Origin of the sequence: Marinoscillum furvescens DSM 4134 (genome assembly GCF_003386095.1) — a bacterium.
In the GTDB taxonomy this organism is placed as follows: domain Bacteria; phylum Bacteroidota; class Bacteroidia; order Cytophagales; family Cyclobacteriaceae; genus Marinoscillum; species Marinoscillum furvescens.
Genome location: NZ_QREG01000001.1, coordinates 315,668 through 334,189 on the forward strand (window position 1 = coordinate 315,668; position 18,522 = coordinate 334,189).

An 18,522-nucleotide genomic window follows, 5' to 3' on the forward strand; every position below is an offset into this window, starting at 1 on the left:
ATTCAAATGGCACAAAACACCTATAAAAAACAAAACAAGTCCTCGACTAAGTCTTTCAAGTTTAATCTGGACTTTTTCAACGACCGCAAGTTTCACCTCGCAGTGGGTATGTTTCTGCTGCTTACAGCATTTTTCCTGTTGGTATCTTTTGTCTCCTACCTGATCACGGGCAAGGAAGACCAAAGTGTAGTAGAGGCATTTCTCCAAACCAACGTAAAAGCTTCTGGGCAAGAGGTACAAAACTGGTTTGGCACGCTAGGTGCCATCACAGCCCACTATTTTATTTTCCTCTGGTTTGGATTGGCGGCGTTGCTGATTCCTCCGTTTTTGTTTTTGGTAGGCCACCGAATCATATGGCGCAAACGCACCCTGTCACTCACCAAATCCTTTGGCTTTACAGCCTTTTACCTACTGTGGCTCAGCACCTTCATCGGCTACTTTATGATCAGCTCAGACGAAGTAAGCGCCTGGGGTTTTCTGAGCGGTGGTGCAGGATTTGAGCTGGCAATCATTTTTGATAGCCTAATGGGATGGGGCACCATGCTGTTTTTGATTTTTCTGTTTTTGGTATTCAATATGTACTTCTTTGACATCACGCAGATACCTGTAGTGGATGATGTGGTAGTCAAGTTTAAAGCCAGACTGGAAGGTCTTTTGGCCAGGAAGCCAAAAGCAGAGACGGAAACAGAAGATGACAAGTCTACTGCTGATGAAGATATAGCAACCGAAGATGAGGTAGACACCACTGGTGCCGATGGTTCGCTAGATTTTATCCTAAAGCAGGTAAAAGAAGAAGTAGAGCAAGAAGAGCAAGCGTCAAGTGAGCCCAACACAGAAGAGCCCAAAAAGCCAACTCCAGAAAAACCTACCCCACCTCCTGCAAACGTTCCGACATTTGATCTGGGTTCAACGGATGAAGCGGAAAAAGAAGAGGAAGCTCCCAAAGAAGTAGAGTCTTGGTCGCTGGACAAAAAACCTGAGCCGCGCAAAGCGCAACCGAAAGAAGATTTGGAGCTCTCCATAGAAATACCCGAAGAAGATGGCTCCAAAGAAGAAGCCAAGCCGGAATTTAGCATACCTGTAGACATCCCCGAAGATGAAGAAAAACGCGTAGAGGAGATGGAAAACTACGACCCTACGCTAGACCTACCGCGCTACCACTACCCTACTCCTGAGCTCCTGATAGACTATCCTCAGCGCGACATTCAGGTAAGCAAAGATGAGCTGGAGCAAAACAAAGACAAGATTGTAGAGACCCTCATCAACTTCAAAATAGGGATTTCGAGCATCAAAGCTACTATAGGCCCTACGGTGACGCTCTACGAAATCGTACCTGAGGCCGGGGTAAAAATCTCCAAGATCAAAAACCTGGAGGACGACATAGCGCTGAGCCTGGCAGCACTAGGCATTCGAATCATCGCACCTATTCCAGGCCGAGGCACGATAGGTATAGAAGTACCGAACAAAAACCGGGAGATGGTAGACGTGAAGTCTGTGATCACCACGGAGAAGTTTATGAAAAGTGACAAAGACCTGCCGATCGTTCTCGGAAAAACGATTAGCAATGAAGTCTACGTCACGGATCTGGCTAAAATGCCCCACCTACTGATGGCCGGAGCTACCGGTCAGGGTAAGTCGGTAGGACTCAACCTGATCATCGCCTCGCTGATCTACAAAAAACACCCATCGCAGCTCAAGTTTGTGATGGTAGACCCCAAAAAGGTGGAACTCACGCTTTTCAACAAGCTAGAGCGCCACTTCCTGGCAAAACTCCCGGATAGTGAAGAAGCCATCATCACCGATACCAGCAAAGTAGTCAACACACTCAACTCGCTGTGTATAGAGATGGACAACCGCTATGACCTCCTGAAGGACGCTGGCTGTAGAAACCTGAAGGAGTACAACAAGAAATTTATGAACCGGCGCCTCAATCCTAAAAAGGGCCACAGGTACCTGCCGTACATTGTACTCATCATCGATGAGCTTGCCGATCTGATGATGACTGCCGGCAAAGAGGTAGAAACACCTATTGCCCGACTAGCGCAGCTAGCACGTGCAATTGGCATTCACCTGATTGTAGCCACACAGCGTCCATCGGTAAATGTCATCACCGGTATCATCAAGGCCAACTTCCCTGCTCGCCTGTCGTTTAGGGTAACCTCCAAAATTGATTCCAGAACCATTCTGGATACGGGTGGAGCTGATCAGCTAGTGGGCATGGGAGACATGCTCCTGTCACTTGGCTCAGATTTGATACGTTTGCAGTGTGCATTTGTAGACACTCCAGAAGTAGACCGGGTGTGTGAGTATGTAGGAGATCAGCCGGGCTACGACGATGCTTACCTACTTCCTGAATTTATTGGGGATAGCGATGGTTCTGAAGTAGGCGGTGTAGACCTATCGGAGCGCGATGCGCTGTTTGCAGATGCTGCTAAAGTGATCGTCATGCACCAGCAGGGAAGCACCTCGCTAATTCAGCGAAAACTGAAACTGGGTTACAACCGTGCCGGCCGACTCATCGATCAGCTAGAGGCTGCAGGCATCGTAGGACCATTCGAAGGAAGCAAGGCCCGAGAGGTACTCGTACCGGACGAATACGCTTTGGAACAGTTATTGAATGAGATAGACCAGAAGTATTAACAAGTAAACCGTTTTGCCTCCAGGCAAAACACCAATTAGAAGCATATGAAAAGAATTATTGTTGCAACCCTGACTGCTGTAATGGCATGGAGCGCCTCCGCGCAGTACGACCCTGAAGCACGCGCAGTGCTCGATGCAATGAGCAGCAAGTACAAAGACATTGGCACCTATAGTGCAGATTTTACTCAGGAGCTTGTAAACGAAAGTGCTGAAATCAACGAGACCATCTCTGGCAGCATCACCGTAAAAGACGACAAGTATCGCCTACAGGTAGCCGGACAGGAAATCTACAACAACGGCACCAATGTCTATAGCTACAGCGAAGAATTCAATGAAGTGACCATCAGTCCATATGAGCCAGAAAATGAAGAAATCACGCTTGGAAACATCTACGACCTCTACAAAGATGGCTTCAAGTATGCACTGATGTCTATCAATGGACAAGGTGACCGCATAGTAGAGCTAGACCCTGTAAGTAAGGACAAAAGCTATTTCAAAATCCGACTGGTGATCGACTCACAGGACAACTTGAAAAAATTCACCGTCTTTGAGCGGAGTGGAAACAAATACATCTACACCATCAACGAGTTCACAAAGAAAGAAGATGTCAGCGATGATTACTTCACGTTTGATACCAAGAAAAACAAAGGCGTAGAGGTGATCGACTTTAGATAGTCATCATTACCAAAACCTAGACAAGGGGCTCTCTCAGAAGCAGACACTTCGGAGGTAGCCCCTTTTTTTATGCCCTGTTTTTATATCCACACTATTTAACCCTTCATTTCGTTACCGCCACAAACGCTTTAATTTTTAACTTGCGTCCCAAACTACCTCCAGACAAATGACGCGTCAACAACTTTTTGAGAAAATCAGAGAAAAAGAATCTTTCTTGTGTGTAGGACTGGATTCGGACCTCAGCAAGATCCCTTCCCATCTGCACAAGGCCATTGATCCGATCTTTGAGTTCAACAAACAAATTATAGACGCCACCTATCAGTACGCCATTGCTTACAAACCCAACCTGGCATTTTACGAAGCGCTGGGTAGCAAAGGCATGGAGTCGCTGGAGCGCACCATGGAATACATCCCTAAGGACATATTCACCATAGCTGATGCCAAAAGAGGAGACATTGGCAACACCTCCAACATGTATGCAAAGGCCTTTTTCGAAAACATGAACTTCGACTCAGTGACCGTGGCGCCATACATGGGAGAAGATTCCGTGACCCCCTATCTTGAATACCCAAGAAAATGGGTGGTCTTGCTGGCTGCTACTTCTAACAAAGGTTCGTTTGATTTTCAGGAGCTGATGATAGAAAGCACTGGCGAAAAACTCTACGAGCAGGTAATCCGAAAAAGTGCCAGCTGGAGCAATGCCAACAATATGATGTATGTAGTAGGTGCCACTCGTGCCGAATCGCTCATCGGCGTGCGGGCTCTCGTACCTGATCACTTTTTGCTAATCCCAGGCGTGGGCGCACAAGGCGGTAGTCTGGAGCAGGTCTGTAAGTACGGCATGAACAAGCAGTGCGGGCTGATCGTCAACTCATCCAGAGGAATCATTTACGCTGGGTCAGATGAGAACTTTGGGGCAGCAGCGGCCAACGCAGCCAAAAAGCTACAACAAGAAATGGCTGCCCAATTGCAGCTGCACCTTGGGTAGTAAATGACGGGCAGCACCTTTATTTATTACTGATTCGTTGTATATTCATAGGCTCATCTACTAGCCTATGGACGAATACTTTTTGCAATTTCTCTGGAAGTTTCAAAAGCTGGAAGGCAAGCCTTTGGTACTTACCAACAAGGAAGTATTGGAAGTTTACCATCCAGGACATCAAAATTTTGACTCGGGTCCGGATTTCCGTGATGCCCGGCTAAAAATTGGTGAGCTCATGTGGTCAGGATCTGTAGAAATCCACTACCGTTCATCTGACTGGAAACGCCATGGTCACCTCGATGATCAAGCCTACCACAATGTGGTATTACATGTGGTTTGGAACCATGACCAGGACATCACCATAGATGGTCAGCCTATACCCACCCTGGAGCTGGCACGCTATGCTCCCAAAGACCTGCAAGCCGAATATCGCCGATACATCAACCAGCCCGAAGACATACGCTGTGGCAAAGTCCTTCACCAGGTTCCTAATATTCAAATCACCACCCTACTGGACCGGTCACTAGCCGCTCGGTTAGAGGCTAAAAGCCAGACCGTACTCACTACTTTGGCAGCTTGTGGCAATGACTGGGAAGAAACCACTTATCGTACTCTAGCCGCCAACTTTGGGTTTAAAACCAACAAAGAAGCTATGCTCAAGCTGAGCACCTCACTGCCTTACAAGGTGCTCCGCAAGCACCAGCAGCAGCCTACTCAACTGTTCGCATTGCTTTTTGGCATGAGTGGCTGGCTAAACGACACACCCACCGATGATTATTCGCAAGCTTTACAGCGGGAATTTCAGTTCCTTCAAAAAAAGTACAGCTTAAGCCCACTACTGGAAAAGCACTTATGGAAACACGCCCGGATGCGACCAGCAAATTTCCCCGCTGTGCGCCTGGCACAATTTGGCGCGGTGCTGCACGCCCATCAGCAGCTATTTGATGCTGTGACCCATATCCACTCGCTCAAAGATGCCCAGTCACTACTGCATCAGCCTCTACCCGATTACTGGAAGGAGCACATGGACCTGGGAAAGCCAGCTACAAAACCCATGACCATAGGCAAGAGTGCCATTTCCATCATTATCATCAATACTGTAGCTCCTATTTTGGCCGCATACGCCCAATACATCGGTGAAGTGAGCTACCTGGAGCTCGCTCAAGAGCTAATGGAGTCACTCCCAGCTGAGCGAAATAAGATCACCAAAAAATGGACCGAACTGGGCATAAGCTTAGAATCAGCAGCTGATTCCCAGGCTGCTCTCCACCAGTTTCAGCATTTTTGCCAGATGAAAAAGTGCCTGCACTGCAACATCGGCCTCACTATACTCCACCGCAAATGATCTGGCAAACCACTAGCATGCTGATCCTTGCACTGGTTTTGATCAAAGTGCGTCCGAGAGATGATTTTTGGAAACTCGTCTACTGGCCGGCAATGGGGCTGCGTGTAGCTGGTGCATTACTGATGGGATGGGTGTACCTCCACTATCTGGGCGAAGGTGACACTATTACTTTCCACCAGGAAGCTTTTGCCCGCTATCAACAGGCAATAACTTCTCCTGGAGCCTATTTTGCAGAGCTCTTCACCGCTCAGCATCCAGTTTTCAAAGCTGAAGCACGCACCGAGCTTTTCACCAAAATATTGAGTGTGCTGTACCTACTAGCAGGTGGCAGCTACTGGATCGCTGCAGCCTTCCTGGGAGTGATTTCATTTTTTTGTGCATTTCACCTTACCAGACAGCTGTCCAACTATTTTCCACATCTGCGCACCATTGCCATCATTGCTTTTTTGGCCTGGCCTTCCGTGATTTTTTGGTCTTCAGGGATACTCAAAGACACGCTTACAAACTCCGCACTCATGCTGCTCGGCAGTGTGGTGATCACCTATTGTTACCGAAAATCACAGCCCTTCAGCCAATTAGTGCTCACATTCACATGTCTTTTGCTCTTGTTTTACCTGAAATTTTACCTCGCAGCCACTGCAGGTTTGACATTGGGCCTTCTCGCCATCAACACCTTATTAAAAGAATTGAGGATCTCAACCGTGGGCCGAATGGCCCTACTTGCCATCCACTGCATCGCACTCTTAGGCATGCTATCGCTGCTCAACTTCAACCTCAACATCGCAAATTTCCCACAGGCCATCTACACCAACTATACCCAAATACTAGATGCCAGCCCTGAGCACCATGTCGTTTTCGAAAACCTTACCCCCACATATTCAGGACTTCTCAAAGCTTCACCAGAAAGCTTTTTCGCCGGGTTATTCCGTCCGCTGCTTTTTGAAGGGTCAACCTGGTTTCTTCCTTTTGGGCTGGAAAACCTGACACTGCTCCTCCTTACTCTCCTCAGCATCTACTGGTGGAGACATATTCGCATGGATGCCGCAGGCTGGTGCGCGATTATTTTTTGCAGTATACTAGCCATCACTCTACCGCTGGCAGCTCCGGCCTTTGGCACACTGATCCGTTACAAAACGGCCTACCTACCCTTTCTGGTCTTTGTCTTGCTGTATACACCTTTCCGCAGATTGTTTCAAAAAGATTAGCTTTTAGCTACCTTTGCAGGCTGATTTTCACGGAATTAGCTTTTCGAACAAATCACCCAAATACAAGAGATCAAAAAAACGATGGATAAACCCGTAATTATATTTGGCGCCAAAGGAATAGGCACCGCTGCATTAGAGATATTCAAAAGCAACAACGTGGTGGTCTACGGCTTTTTGGAAGACTCTAAAGACCTGCATGGCAAAGAGATCGATGATGTGCCTGTGCTCGGAGATACTGAAGACCATGGCTTCTTGAAGCTGATCGGTCAGAAGACAGAAGCATTTGTGGCTACGGATGACAATGCTTTGCGCAAAAAGCAGGTAAAAAAGCTGATGGACTCACGAAAAGTGATGCCCACAAATGCGGTACATCAGGCGGCCATCATTTCGGACAGTGCGGCCATTGGTCATGGTAACTTTATCAATGCCCGCGTGACGTTAGGCCCTGATACCACCATAGGACAGCACTGCCTAATACATACAGGAGCCATCATTGAGCACAACACTACAGTAGGCGATTTTGTACAGATCGGAGCTGGCGCTACTATCAACTCCGGCGTGACCATCGCCAACGAGGCTTTTATAGGAAGCGGGGCATTGATCGTTTCCGGCGTAAAAATTGGTAAAAAAGCAAGAATCGGTGCTGGATCAGTAGTGGTGGCAGACGTGGAAGATGGTGCCACCGTATTTGGCAACCCAGCCACCCCGATACAACCAAAATAAACACAATTCAATCAGGTGCTATACTTTTGCACCTTTACATCTTTCTGTTCTTAAAATTAACACCTTGCTGAAACAAGGCTATTCGTTATGAAAGAAGACTATCTCGTATTACTCTATTACTGTTATTCCAGGATCGAGGATCCGGAAACTTTTCGTGAACAACATCATCTGCGCTGCCTGGAGCTAAACCTCCGCGGACGCATCATCGTGGCAGAAGAGGGATTGAACGGCACTGTATCTGGCCTGCGTGCAGACTGTGAGCAATATATGGCCGAAGTAAAAGCTGATCCACGTTTTGCGGATACCGAGTTTAAAGTAGAGGCAGTGCCAGACCATACTTTTGCGAAAATGCACGTGCGTGTGAAGCCCGAAATCGTGCACGCCAGCCTACCGCACATAGACCCTACCAAAAAAACCGGTGGGTATGTAGAGCCTGAAGAGTTTAGGAGAATTCTCAAAGAGCAACCAGAAGACACTGTCATCCTGGACGTGCGTAGCAACTATGAGCACATGGTAGGCAAGTTTAAAAATGCCGTGACGCTGGATATAGAAAACTTCCGAGACTTTCCCGAGAAAGTAAAAGAACTAGAGCAATACAAAGACAAAAAGATTGTCACCTACTGCACAGGCGGGATCAAATGTGAAAAAGCCAGCGCATATCTGCTAGAGCAGGGATTTGAAAATGTACATCAGCTACATGGTGGTATCATCAAGTATGGTATAGAGGCTGAAGGTGAAGATTTCGAAGGTAAATGCTACGTATTTGACAACCGGGTAGTGAAAGACCTGAACAAGGTAAACCCTAAAGTGATCTCTAGATGCTATGTGACCAATGAGCCCTGTGACCGCATGGTCAACTGTGCCAACCCTCACTGCAACATCCATATCCCGATGAGCGAAGAAGGCGCTAAAGTATACAATGGATGCTGCTCAAAAGAATGCATGGAAAACCCTGATGTACGACCATATGATGGCACAGGATACTATGCCAAAGACATGAATGGGTACAATCCCTACCGCGGCCTGAAGCGCAAAGAAGCCAAAGCAACGAACGAATAACACAACAAACTCCCATGCCCAAAATCTCAGAAACTGATCTCATCACCAATCCGGATGGGAGTATCTATCATCTCAACCTGAAACCTGAGCACCTTTCAGACAAAATCATTACGGTGGGTGACCCTAGCCGGGTGCACCGCGTTTCCAGACACTTCGACAAGGTGGAGTTTGAGATGAACAAGCGAGAGTTTATCACTCACACAGGCACCTATAAGGGCAAGCGGCTCACGGTAATTTCTACGGGCATGGGCACCGACAATGTGGAGATTTTGATGACTGAGCTAGATGCAGTACTCAATATCGATTTGAAAACACGCGAACCCAACCCTGAGCCTACCAAACTCAAACTAGTGCGTATAGGCACCTCGGCAAGTATACAGGAAGACATACCACTCGGCAGCCATGTGATCAGCGAATACGGCATAGGAATGGACCCAATGGTACATTTTTACAAGCTGGAAATGACCGAGCAGGAGCAGATAGTCGCCAACAAATTACAGGAAGCCATGGACCTCCCCTACATGCCTTATTGTGTAAAAGGCAGTGAAACACTGGCTGCACAGTTTGCAGATGCCATGACCATGGGCAACACCGTAACATGTCATGGCTTCTACGGACCACAAGGGCGAGAAATCCGCATCCCTATTCGCTATCCTAAGCTGGTGGAAACGCTCAATTACTTTCATCATGAGGATTTTTGGCTCACCAACCTGGAAATGGAAACGGCAGGATATTATGCACTAGCCAGACTATTGGGGCATGAAATGATTAGCCTCAACGCCATAGTAGCCAACCGCATCACCAATAAATTTGCCGATGATCCTAATGCGGTGATCGATGCGCTAATAGAAAAAGTACTGGAGCGGATTTAGGCTCTCTAAGCTTCTTTGCTCCTAAAAAGTGCATCCACGGCTTTTTTCATTTCGCGCAAAGCCGCACTCAAATGTGTTTTGGTCTCGCCCCACTTGTCTTCGTTGCGGTCTTTGTAGTGATGAAAATCATCCTCCAGCTTTTCCTTTTTCTTCTTCAGCTCACGGATCTTTTCTTCTACATCATCACGCACTTCAGCGCTGGCATCTTTGGTTTCATAGATCAGCTGATCGATCTTTTTACCTAGCTCTGCCAGTATATTTTCAACTTGTCCGTTAGTATCTTCTGCCATAATTACCGGTTTTCATGGAAATTAAAGATTTGAAATAATATTTCCAACGATCGCCGGACACATTCGTTTCATAGTGTATTTTTAGCCCATACATTTACCCATTGCCTAGCAGCTACGCACACATGAAATCCTCATCAAATCGACTTATAGCCACCGTCATAGGCACCATCCTACTGCCTATAGTCCTGTATTCGGTCTATGAGATCACATCGGTAAAAGAGAGCGAGGAAGTAATTGAAAAAATTTACCGGGACCAGCTAGATGCTATCATTTTTTCTGTCAACCAGTTTTCCAATGATAACGTCAACGCACTACTCAACAAACTAGAAGAAGAACTCACTGACTCCCTCACACTTACCACCACCAAACCCTTCCTAAAATACAGCAATCTCCATGCATTTATACTGGACCCACTACCAAATGGACCGCCCAAACTACACACATTAAACCCCGAACTTACACTAGGCCCAAACTGGAAAAAACAATATGACTCTTTGCTGGCTGCCGACGTAGCACTTAAAAATCAGCTTATCCGCTATGAAGAAGGTGGCTATCGCAAAGTAGAACCCAGAGGAACCCTCTACCTGGGCCCTCATAAAATACAGATCATCCATGCGGTACTGGATGTGCGAGGTAAAAAAGTATATTTTACCGGACTATTAAGCATTCAGGGATTCGCCGAAAATGTACTGGCACCGCGTCTCCAACAGATCGCGGAGCGCGATTTAATCATCGCCCTTCAATACCGAAAAAACGAACAACTGGTATATGTGACAGACTCCCTTTCGAACAACATCATGCTCAGCAAAAGCATGTGGCTCTTTCCCGAATTGGATGTGGGCATCAGCTCATCCAACAAAACCGTATCGGAGCTAGTAAATGAACGAACCACCTACAACCTGGCTGCCACGTTTATACTTATCCTTCTTTTGCTTTTTGGCTTTGGCCTGGTGATCAGAAACCTCCGCAAAGATATTTCATTAGCTGAAGCGAAATCAGACTTTGTCTCCAACGTTTCGCACGAACTAAGAACTCCTTTATCGCTGATTAGCATGTTTGCAGAAACCCTCATGCTAGACCGGGTACCCTCTCCCAAAAAGCGCAAAGAATATGAAGAGATCATCTACAAAGAAACCAATCGGCTCACGGGCATTGTGAACAAAATTCTAAATTTTTCACAAATGGAAGCCAACAAGCGCACCTACCACATGACCACCTGTGACCTCAACCTTATTGTGGAGGAACTTTTGCATGACTATGCCTATCACCTGGAGCGCAATGGATTCACCTACACCACGAGCTTCACCCCTGATCTGTCTGTGATTTCAGCAGATAAGGAGGCCATCTATGAAGCACTGGTAAACCTCGTAGATAATGCCATCAAATACAGCCCAGAGACCAAACACCTGGAGCTCCGTACCGAAGAATCCAAGCACACCTTACAAATAGTAGTGATGGATCAGGGTATGGGCATACCCACCGAAAAGCAACGCCTCATCTTCGATAAGTTTTACCGGGTATCTGAAGGCAATGTACACACTACGCAAGGTGCCGGTCTGGGACTTACGCTCGTAAGTCGGATCATGGAAGCTCATGGTGGCAAAGCAGAAGTAGACCACAATCCAACAGGTGGCAGTATATTTAAACTCATATTTCACAAAGACAAGCATGGCGCAGATACTGATCGTTGAAGACGAGCCTAACATGCAAATTGGGCTTAAAGACAACCTGGAGTTTGAACAATTTGAGGTGACCGTAGCCAAAGACGGTGAAGAAGGCCTCAAACACTTGGCCTCCAGTAAGTTTGACCTGGTACTCCTCGATGTTATGCTTCCGAAGCTGTCAGGGTTTGACGTATGTAAAAAAGCCCGAAAAAATGGAATCACTACTCCGATCATCTTTCTCACGGCAAAAGGTGAGGAAATCGACAGAGTGCTCGGACTGGAGCTGGGCGCTGATGACTACATCACCAAGCCTTTTAGCATCAGAGAACTGGTAGCCCGTGTAAAAGCTGTGCTCAGGCGTACGGGAAGTGAGCAACCTCTTGAAAATGAAGTCCCAGAACAAATCCAACTTGGACTGCTTACGGTAAACTTTGCTACTTATTCTGCGAGTCACTCCCAACAGGGCAGCATGAAAATGTCTCACAAAGAATATGAAATACTCCAATACCTCTACCTACATAAAAACGAAGTAGTAAACCGCTACCAGTTGCTAGAAGATGTTTGGGGCTATGACAACCACCCCACCACTCGCACAGTAGATAATTTCATATTAAAACTGCGACAAAAAATAGAGCAAAACCCCAACGAACCACGGCATATCCTAACGGTTCACGGCGCTGGCTATAAGCTACTTACCTAGCAAGGTTATTTTTTTAATAAAATTTTTCATTTACCAGTGATTTCAGTTTTTGAAATAACAATTCGTCGACTACCTTTCGCCAGAAAATGACAAATAGCAACCACCATGCAAGCATCAAAACCCCGCGTCATCAAAGATTTTGACAAACTTGATGAGCACCTGCAAGAGCAGATCAAACTAGCCTACCCTTATGGCTTTCATGATTCTCTGATTCACTTCTACAACAAGGAGGGTAACAGGGTTTCAGCACTGCCTTTTGAAACGGATGAAAAATATTACATGGTACGGATGACCGTAGCAGAAGCCAAAGCCATTGTAGAAGATGATGATGATTTTGATGATGATGGCAACCTAAAAGACGACATTCGAGATGACTATGAAAACAAACATGCTGATGTAGGATACATGAGCGACTACCTCGGGGAGGATGAGGAAGATGATGAAGACTAACTGGCTAATAGTGCTGCTCATTCTTCTGGTGGTGGCTTGTGATGATGAAGCGCCCACTAAAGAGCCTGATGAACCGGCCCTACCTACAGCAATAGCACCCCTCAGTGGCATGCTACAAAACAATGATGGTAGCTATGTCCTGGACACCAACGATTTTGGCAGTGCTGTATTTATACAAAAAGACAGCTTTGTGTTAGCCTCCATTTCTCTTAAAAATTTCGCTCCAAACACCGTCCACGCCATACACTTGCATGCGGGCACATGCGAAAATCCAGGCATGCACTGGAATCAGGGCAAAGACATGAGTCACTCATTTTGCAACGAAAAAAGCCTGGGCATTACCTGGGGAAAACCTATGGCAGGAGACGTGGGCAATGCCAGCGTAGGATATGATGGTACAGGCTCTCTAGAAATCAAAACAGACCTTTGGGAAGTGGGCACAGGATCGGAAAAAGACATCACGGGCGCTGTACTCGTAATTCACGAAACTTTTGAAGACTTCACTACCGAGTGTGATCCCAATCACGGTGCACATCCACATGATAATGCCAAAATCGCCTGTGGTACGCTTTCACCAGTCACCCAATAACTCCCCACTCATTCGTGTTTTCACCAACACACGCACCAAAAACATGGGCTGACATAATATACAAACGTTATCATATTTGATTTTTGCAATACTTTCTTACTTTTGTTGCGCATTGTATACAATTATGTGACATTTCATGACAATCGTTTACTGAGCGATGACAAACCTGAGTGTTGAAGGCCGTAAAATGGTATATCAATAACCTAAAGGTCAAACTCAAACTCAATACTCATGAAAAGACTAACAATGATTGTAGCAGTGCTGCTAACAGTTACTAGCGCTGCATTCGCCTCCGGTGATGGCAAGAAGAGCAAAAGAGCTGCGGTAATACCGGGCAGTAACTCAACGTTTAAACTACTGTATGCTCCTAAAGAGCAAAACGTGGTAAAAATAAAAATCAAGGACGAGCACGGTAAGCTCGTGAAGATCGAAAAGATAAAAAACGATGGTGGTTTTCTCAGGAGATACCACATGGACCTAATGGAACCTGGTACATACTCCTTCGAAATCACCGACAACAACGGTAGCTACACGCAAGAGGTAGTGCTGAAATAAAAAACATTTAAGATCATACTTCTTTATACTATTGCAAAAGACCTTCTTGTTTCAAGAAGGTTTTTGTTTTTTTATAGGGATAGGTAAGGATCAAACAATATTTCTTTGGGGAGCTTGTATTATGCATAGATCTGGGATAATTTAGGATCAATCCAAAATCTATCGTGAAAAAGGATCTATTAAGGGATGGGCCTTGGTTCATTTTAGGTTTTCCGGATGAAAATCAGGTTACCAATAAATACGGCCGGCATAGGCAGGTCTGAGCTTATACCTAATCTCAAAATCTTATCGTAAACGTAAATGCGAGTTTATTTATTTGCTGATTTCTATTTGGAAAAGCGTTAAGAAATGGACTCAGTCCGGGGCGCATAGCCCTTGATTTTTGCTACCGGGGCGCGAAGCCTTTTCATCAGCCTGGCCGGCCGCATGGAAAAGTAGGGCAAGAAGCACTCACAATTGACGATATAGAAAGTTTAATGCAATCAGTAAAAGAACAGACCCTTACAGACAATGCCACAATTGAACTTTCTTAGGTAAGCCCACAGAAGTATTACTTAATACTTTTTTAGCCACATATTCCATACTGAATCAGATTAAAACAACCCCAACACGGCTGGCATCAGAACCTTGCGAGTACATTTTTTGTATATCTTAATACCACGATACGCCGGCTGCTCACGCTAATTTGGTTAACACACCACAGAAAACTTAAATTTGAAGCATGGTAACGGTTCACATCAACGAAAAAAGCAAACAAGCAAAAGCCTTAATAGAGATGCTTAAAACCTTCTCTTTCGTGGAGATTGAGGAAAAGCCCAGGTATAACGAAGAGACAGAACAGGCCATCAAAGAAGCGAAAGCAGGAAAGAATCTGATTCAAACCAAAAGCCACGAAGACCTGATGGAAAAGCTTCGGTCATGAGCTACAGAATACAACTTACATCTAAGTTTAAAAAGGATTATAAGCTAGCAATGAAACGGGGATTACCCGAATCCAAACTTTAAGAAGTACTAATTACCCTTCGCGAAACAGGCACATTGCCGCCAAAATTCAAGCCCCATAAACTCAAAGGCCAATACGCTGGTTTTTGGGAATATCACATCCAGCCCGACTGGCTATTAATCTGGGATCAAAATGATGGTGTCCGTTTGACTTCACTCATCAGAACTGGTAGCCATAGCGATCTATTTTAACTCCAACACTCTACTGGTCAACTTTAACAACTTCGAGAGCAACTCTCACCTTCACTCCACCAAAAAACCGAAAGCTCTAATGACATTTGGTGACAATCATTTACCCGATGTTGACCACCTTTTCGTATGATCATCGTATCATTGTTTGAAGAGGCATGAAAAGGTTTATTTACATCTGGATTCTACTACTCACGGTGCTCTCCGCCACCCAGGCCGGCGACCTCAAAAAGGTCATCGACCTGCGCGGCAAATGGAAGTTTACCATAGGTGACAACCCCCGATGGGCACGACCAGACTATGACGACAGCACCTGGGAGAAAATCCAGGTACCAGCTGCCTGGGAAGACGAAGGTTTTAGTGGTTTTGATGGCTATGCATGGTACCGAATCTCACTGGACCTTTCCAATATCTCCACGCACAACCTGTATCTCGTACTGGGATTTATAGATGATGTAGACGAAGTTTACCTCAACGGCGAACTTATCGGATTTAGCGGATCGTTTCCTCCAGACTTTTACACGGCTTATCACTCCCACCGCCAGTATTACATCCCTCCATCACTGATCAACCGCAATGGACAAAACGTAATAGCCGTACGCGTATATGACACCATTCTCGAAGGAGGTATAATCAAGGGTGAGACCGGCATTTATGCCAGGGCCAACGTTCCGCCACAGGCTGTTTTGCTGGAAGGCATCTGGAGGTTTCGTGAAGGTGATAATTTCCACTGGAAAGAAAGCCGCTACAATGACAAAAACTGGCAGGAAAGCATGGTGCCCAGCTACTGGAGGAGTTTAAAAAAAGTAATGATAGAAGGTACGGCGTGGTATCGCAAAACTTTCACCTTGCCCGATTACCTCAAAGGTGAAGAAGATCTGGCTCTTGTTTTGGGCTACATTGATGACTTTGATGAAACCTACCTAAACGGAACACTTATCGGCACTACCGATGACGGCCGCCCCTTCGGATGGTCACAGTCATACAGTAAAAAGAGGCTCTATATCATCCCCAATGGCATCCTCAATAAAAATGGAGAAAATGTGCTAGCAGTAAGAGTCAGCGACATTGGTGGCAATGCAGGGATCTACAAAGGGCCGCTGGCCATAGTACCTTACCGTCAGCGCCATAAGCTAACGGACTAATGATACCACTTGCTGATGATCGCTTCTACAGGTTTCCCCTGAGGAGTAAAATCCGCATTATGAAAACCTCCAGCGCTGGAATCCAAATGCCATTTCCATAGAAAACCTCCAGCAAACCAGGACTCTTTCCACACACTTTGATACAATGCCTCATACCCCATACACTGCACATCCAGATCTACTACCTCTCCATAGCTACGTGGCACTCCCCAGGGTGTATCTAAGGCACCATCCCTACTCTGATAGCCATACTCTGTAAACAACACCGGTCGCCCTTGCCGATGTGCAAAAACAGTCAACCGATCCGCCCATTTTTTCCAGCCTGCTGTCACAGCCTTTAAATCCGACTTAGCAGATATCTCTAATGGAAAATAGGCATCCACGCCGATGTAATCCAGCTCCGCCCAAAAAGCCACTTCGTCGTAATCATCCCAATTAGCCGCATAGGTAAGCTTGCCACTATACACCTTCTTCACCTCCTCGATCAACAAAGGCCAAAAGTGTGGACGCTCCCTCACAGCTCTTTTATACTCCGTACCAATACAAAACATAGGCGCGCCCTCTGCTTCAGCCAATTGAGCAAATGCCAGCACATACTTTGTATAAGCATTTTCCCACTCTAGCCAATCCTGCTCTTGCTGCAGCGAAAACTCCCCAATCCAGCCGCGCCTCAGCCAAACGTGCGGTTTCACCATCACCTTGAGGCTACAAGACTTTGCATCTCTAATAAGCTGTCGTGTACCTTCCAGGCGTTCGCCCCACCACTGTCGCTCAGTATCAAAATACACGGAGGGCTCCCCCTGCACAGAAAAACCAAAAGGAATAACCGCCACCCAATCTGCATTGATGGATTGGACATCACATAGCGCAGCCTTACCTGCCGGGCGACGTGGGTTCACCAAACTCACTCCATTAATCTTTTTAGAAACCTTTACAGGCACCTCTACAGAAGGGTCTATCAAAAAATACCCCACCAGCATCACACAGACAATCAGAAAGAACCCAACAATAAGTTTCATACGCTGTTAGTATTTTCATTAAATTAAACCAATTAATCAACATCAACTTGGCTACAACAACCACAGACTTCAACATCTTACTGGTTAAGCGGTTAAAAAATAAGGATGCTACAGCGCTAGATTATCTTTACGACCACTACTCTGAGGCACTGTATGGCATCATTTTCCGCACATTAAACCACCAGGAGATTGCAGAGGAAACACTGCACGATGTATTTATCAAAATCTGGGATTCCATAGAAAGTTATGATCCGGGCAAAGGCACGCTTTTCACCTGGATGTATCGCATAGCTCGAAACAAGGCCATAGATGCAAGGCGATCCAAAGATTTCAAAACCACCGATAAATCTGATGACATTGATGGGTTCGTAGATATGTTCCAAGACTCCGGTAACAAGGAGGATTACATTGGACTATCAGCTGTTTTAAGTGAGATTGGAAAAATGTGTAAAAAGTTGATCCAGCTAAACTTCTTTATGGGCTACTCGCACGCCGAGATATCCAAAAATGAAGAAATGCCACTGGGCACAGTAAAAACACGTCTCAGAAACTGCTTAAAAGACATTAAAAACAAACTCAGAAAAGATTTTGAATAGGGAAGAAATTATAACGGAGGGATACCTGGCAGCCTACATCACAGGAGAGCTTTCTGCGGAACAGCTCGCTGAAGTAGAACAGTTCATCCAAGATGACGAGCAGGTAGGAGACGAGTTTTATGAATTACAAAAGACCGTAGAGCAGCTGGCATTTCAATATGCCATCACCCCAGCTACAGCAGTCAAGCGATTCATCATGGAAGACCCCAAGGTCATGACCATGTCTATGCCAACAGCATCTGGCGACAGGGTAGGCAATGGCATCAAAATGCTACTGGCCGCAAGTGTAGTGGTCACGCTACTTTCAGCCTTTGCTGCAGTATACTTCTGGAATCAATGGAAAAACACCGACTACAGGCTGGCACAACTCACCGCCCGTAATCTGGAGCTTGCAGAGAGCTATCATATCGTAAATCAAGAGCTCACAGATATCCGCCAGGACCTGGCCGTACTGGTGAGCCCGGAGTTTAGCCGTATCATCCTAAATGGCACGGACAATGCCAAAGATGCCAAGGCAGTGATCTACTGGAATCCTGACCAGGAAGAAGTATACCTCAACTCCGCCAACCTGGCTAGCTTACCACAAAACCAGCAATACCAGCTCTGGGCGCTAATAGATGGTGTCCCCGTGGATGCCGGTGTATTTGATGCGAATGAAGGGACCTTTCAGATCATGAAAAACATAGCCAAAGCAGATGCTTTTGCAGTCACAGTGGAGGAATCTGGAGGTGCAGCATCACCTACATTGGAAACCATGCAGGTGTATGGCGAACCACAATCGTGAAATAATTAAAAAAAATAAAGAAAATTAAATCCAGCAGA

At 46.0% G+C, this 18,522-nt stretch carries 20 protein-coding genes; 18 read left to right on the plus strand and 2 right to left on the minus strand.

Features of this window, described 5'->3' with window-relative positions; genetic code table 11:
• Positions 1-6 precede the first annotated feature (6 nt).
• The 8 genes from C7460_RS01395 to C7460_RS01430 all read left to right on the plus strand — a co-directional run bounded on the left by C7460_RS01395 (position 7) and on the right by C7460_RS01430 (position 9,501).
• On the plus strand, positions 7-2,640 hold the full coding sequence (locus C7460_RS01395; RefSeq protein WP_115866266.1) for an FtsK/SpoIIIE family DNA translocase: 2,634 nt from the start codon (positions 7-9) through the stop codon (positions 2,638-2,640).
• A 45-nt stretch (positions 2,641-2,685) separates the two neighbouring features.
• Entirely contained in the window at positions 2,686-3,315 is a 630-nt protein-coding gene (locus C7460_RS01400; protein ID WP_115866267.1) for a LolA family protein, read from the plus strand.
• 166 nt (positions 3,316-3,481) lie between these two features.
• Positions 3,482-4,303, plus strand: a complete 822-nt coding sequence (gene pyrF, locus C7460_RS01405; RefSeq protein WP_115866268.1) for an orotidine-5'-phosphate decarboxylase — start codon at positions 3,482-3,484, stop codon at positions 4,301-4,303.
• Between the two features lie 67 nt (positions 4,304-4,370).
• On the plus strand, positions 4,371-5,642 hold the full coding sequence (locus C7460_RS01410) for a DUF2851 family protein (protein WP_115866269.1): 1,272 nt from the start codon (positions 4,371-4,373) through the stop codon (positions 5,640-5,642).
• Positions 5,639-6,847, plus strand: a complete 1,209-nt coding sequence (locus C7460_RS01415; protein ID WP_115866270.1) for a hypothetical protein — start codon at positions 5,639-5,641, stop codon at positions 6,845-6,847. Before C7460_RS01410 ends, C7460_RS01415 begins: the two co-directional genes overlap by 4 nt.
• Before the next feature lie 81 nt (positions 6,848-6,928).
• Positions 6,929-7,570: an acetyltransferase gene (locus C7460_RS01420; RefSeq protein WP_115866271.1), complete on the plus strand. Its 642-nt coding sequence runs from the start codon at positions 6,929-6,931 to the stop codon at positions 7,568-7,570.
• A gap of 87 nt (positions 7,571-7,657) precedes the next feature.
• Positions 7,658-8,629, plus strand: coding sequence for an oxygen-dependent tRNA uridine(34) hydroxylase TrhO (gene trhO / locus C7460_RS01425; RefSeq protein ID WP_115866272.1), 972 nt, complete (start codon positions 7,658-7,660; stop codon positions 8,627-8,629).
• Positions 8,630-8,643: 14 nt separating this feature from the next.
• Complete coding sequence (locus tag C7460_RS01430) at positions 8,644-9,501, plus strand: nucleoside phosphorylase (RefSeq protein WP_115866273.1); 858 nt, start codon at positions 8,644-8,646, stop codon at positions 9,499-9,501.
• 5 nt (positions 9,502-9,506) lie between these two features.
• Here the strand turns inward: C7460_RS01430 and C7460_RS01435 are convergent, their stop codons facing one another.
• On the minus strand, positions 9,507-9,791 hold the full coding sequence (locus C7460_RS01435; RefSeq protein WP_115866274.1) for a sll1863 family stress response protein: 285 nt from the start codon (positions 9,789-9,791) through the stop codon (positions 9,507-9,509).
• A gap of 122 nt (positions 9,792-9,913) precedes the next feature.
• On the opposite strand from C7460_RS01435, the gene C7460_RS01440 reads away from it, so the two are divergent.
• From C7460_RS01440 to C7460_RS01475, 8 genes are all read left to right on the plus strand, one after another.
• Positions 9,914-11,482, plus strand: a complete 1,569-nt coding sequence (locus C7460_RS01440) for a sensor histidine kinase (RefSeq protein ID WP_115866275.1) — start codon at positions 9,914-9,916, stop codon at positions 11,480-11,482.
• The gene (locus tag C7460_RS01445) at positions 11,460-12,155 is read left to right on the plus strand and encodes a response regulator transcription factor (RefSeq protein ID WP_115866276.1); all 696 of its coding nucleotides are present in this window, start codon (positions 11,460-11,462) and stop codon (positions 12,153-12,155) included. The genes C7460_RS01440 and C7460_RS01445 overlap by 23 nt, the downstream gene beginning before the upstream one ends.
• A 105-nt stretch (positions 12,156-12,260) precedes the next feature.
• Positions 12,261-12,605, plus strand: coding sequence for a hypothetical protein (locus C7460_RS01450; RefSeq protein WP_115866277.1), 345 nt, complete (start codon positions 12,261-12,263; stop codon positions 12,603-12,605).
• Positions 12,592-13,194 (plus strand): superoxide dismutase family protein, encoded by a 603-nt coding sequence (locus C7460_RS01455; protein WP_170147847.1) that lies wholly within the window; start codon positions 12,592-12,594, stop codon positions 13,192-13,194. The genes C7460_RS01450 and C7460_RS01455 overlap by 14 nt, the downstream gene beginning before the upstream one ends.
• Before the next feature lie 231 nt (positions 13,195-13,425).
• Positions 13,426-13,749: a T9SS type A sorting domain-containing protein gene (locus C7460_RS01460; RefSeq protein ID WP_115866279.1), complete on the plus strand. Its 324-nt coding sequence runs from the start codon at positions 13,426-13,428 to the stop codon at positions 13,747-13,749.
• A 721-nt stretch (positions 13,750-14,470) separates the two neighbouring features.
• A complete protein-coding gene (locus C7460_RS01465) occupies positions 14,471-14,671 on the plus strand; it encodes a hypothetical protein (RefSeq protein ID WP_115866280.1) in 201 nt (66 codons plus the stop codon).
• A 92-nt stretch (positions 14,672-14,763) separates the two neighbouring features.
• Positions 14,764-14,943, plus strand: a complete 180-nt coding sequence (locus C7460_RS24215) for a type II toxin-antitoxin system YafQ family toxin (protein ID WP_170147856.1) — start codon at positions 14,764-14,766, stop codon at positions 14,941-14,943.
• A 155-nt stretch (positions 14,944-15,098) separates the two neighbouring features.
• Entirely contained in the window at positions 15,099-16,085 is a 987-nt protein-coding gene (locus C7460_RS01475; RefSeq protein WP_115866281.1) for a beta galactosidase jelly roll domain-containing protein, read from the plus strand.
• On the opposite strand, the gene C7460_RS01480 is transcribed toward C7460_RS01475, so the two are convergent.
• Positions 16,082-17,104, minus strand: coding sequence for a glycoside hydrolase family 113 (locus tag C7460_RS01480; RefSeq protein WP_147302816.1), 1,023 nt, complete (start codon positions 17,102-17,104; stop codon positions 16,082-16,084). The two genes, C7460_RS01475 and C7460_RS01480, sit on opposite strands and share 4 nt — an antisense overlap.
• A gap of 47 nt (positions 17,105-17,151) precedes the next feature.
• Here C7460_RS01480 and C7460_RS01485 point away from each other — a divergent pair, with 47 nt between their 5' ends.
• Both C7460_RS01485 and C7460_RS01490 read left to right on the plus strand, forming a co-directional pair.
• Positions 17,152-17,700, plus strand: coding sequence for an RNA polymerase sigma factor (locus tag C7460_RS01485; RefSeq protein ID WP_245986133.1), 549 nt, complete (start codon positions 17,152-17,154; stop codon positions 17,698-17,700).
• Complete coding sequence (locus tag C7460_RS01490; protein WP_115866283.1) at positions 17,693-18,484, plus strand: anti-sigma factor; 792 nt, start codon at positions 17,693-17,695, stop codon at positions 18,482-18,484. Before C7460_RS01485 ends, C7460_RS01490 begins: the two co-directional genes overlap by 8 nt.
• The last annotated feature ends 38 nt before the right edge of the window (positions 18,485-18,522 follow it).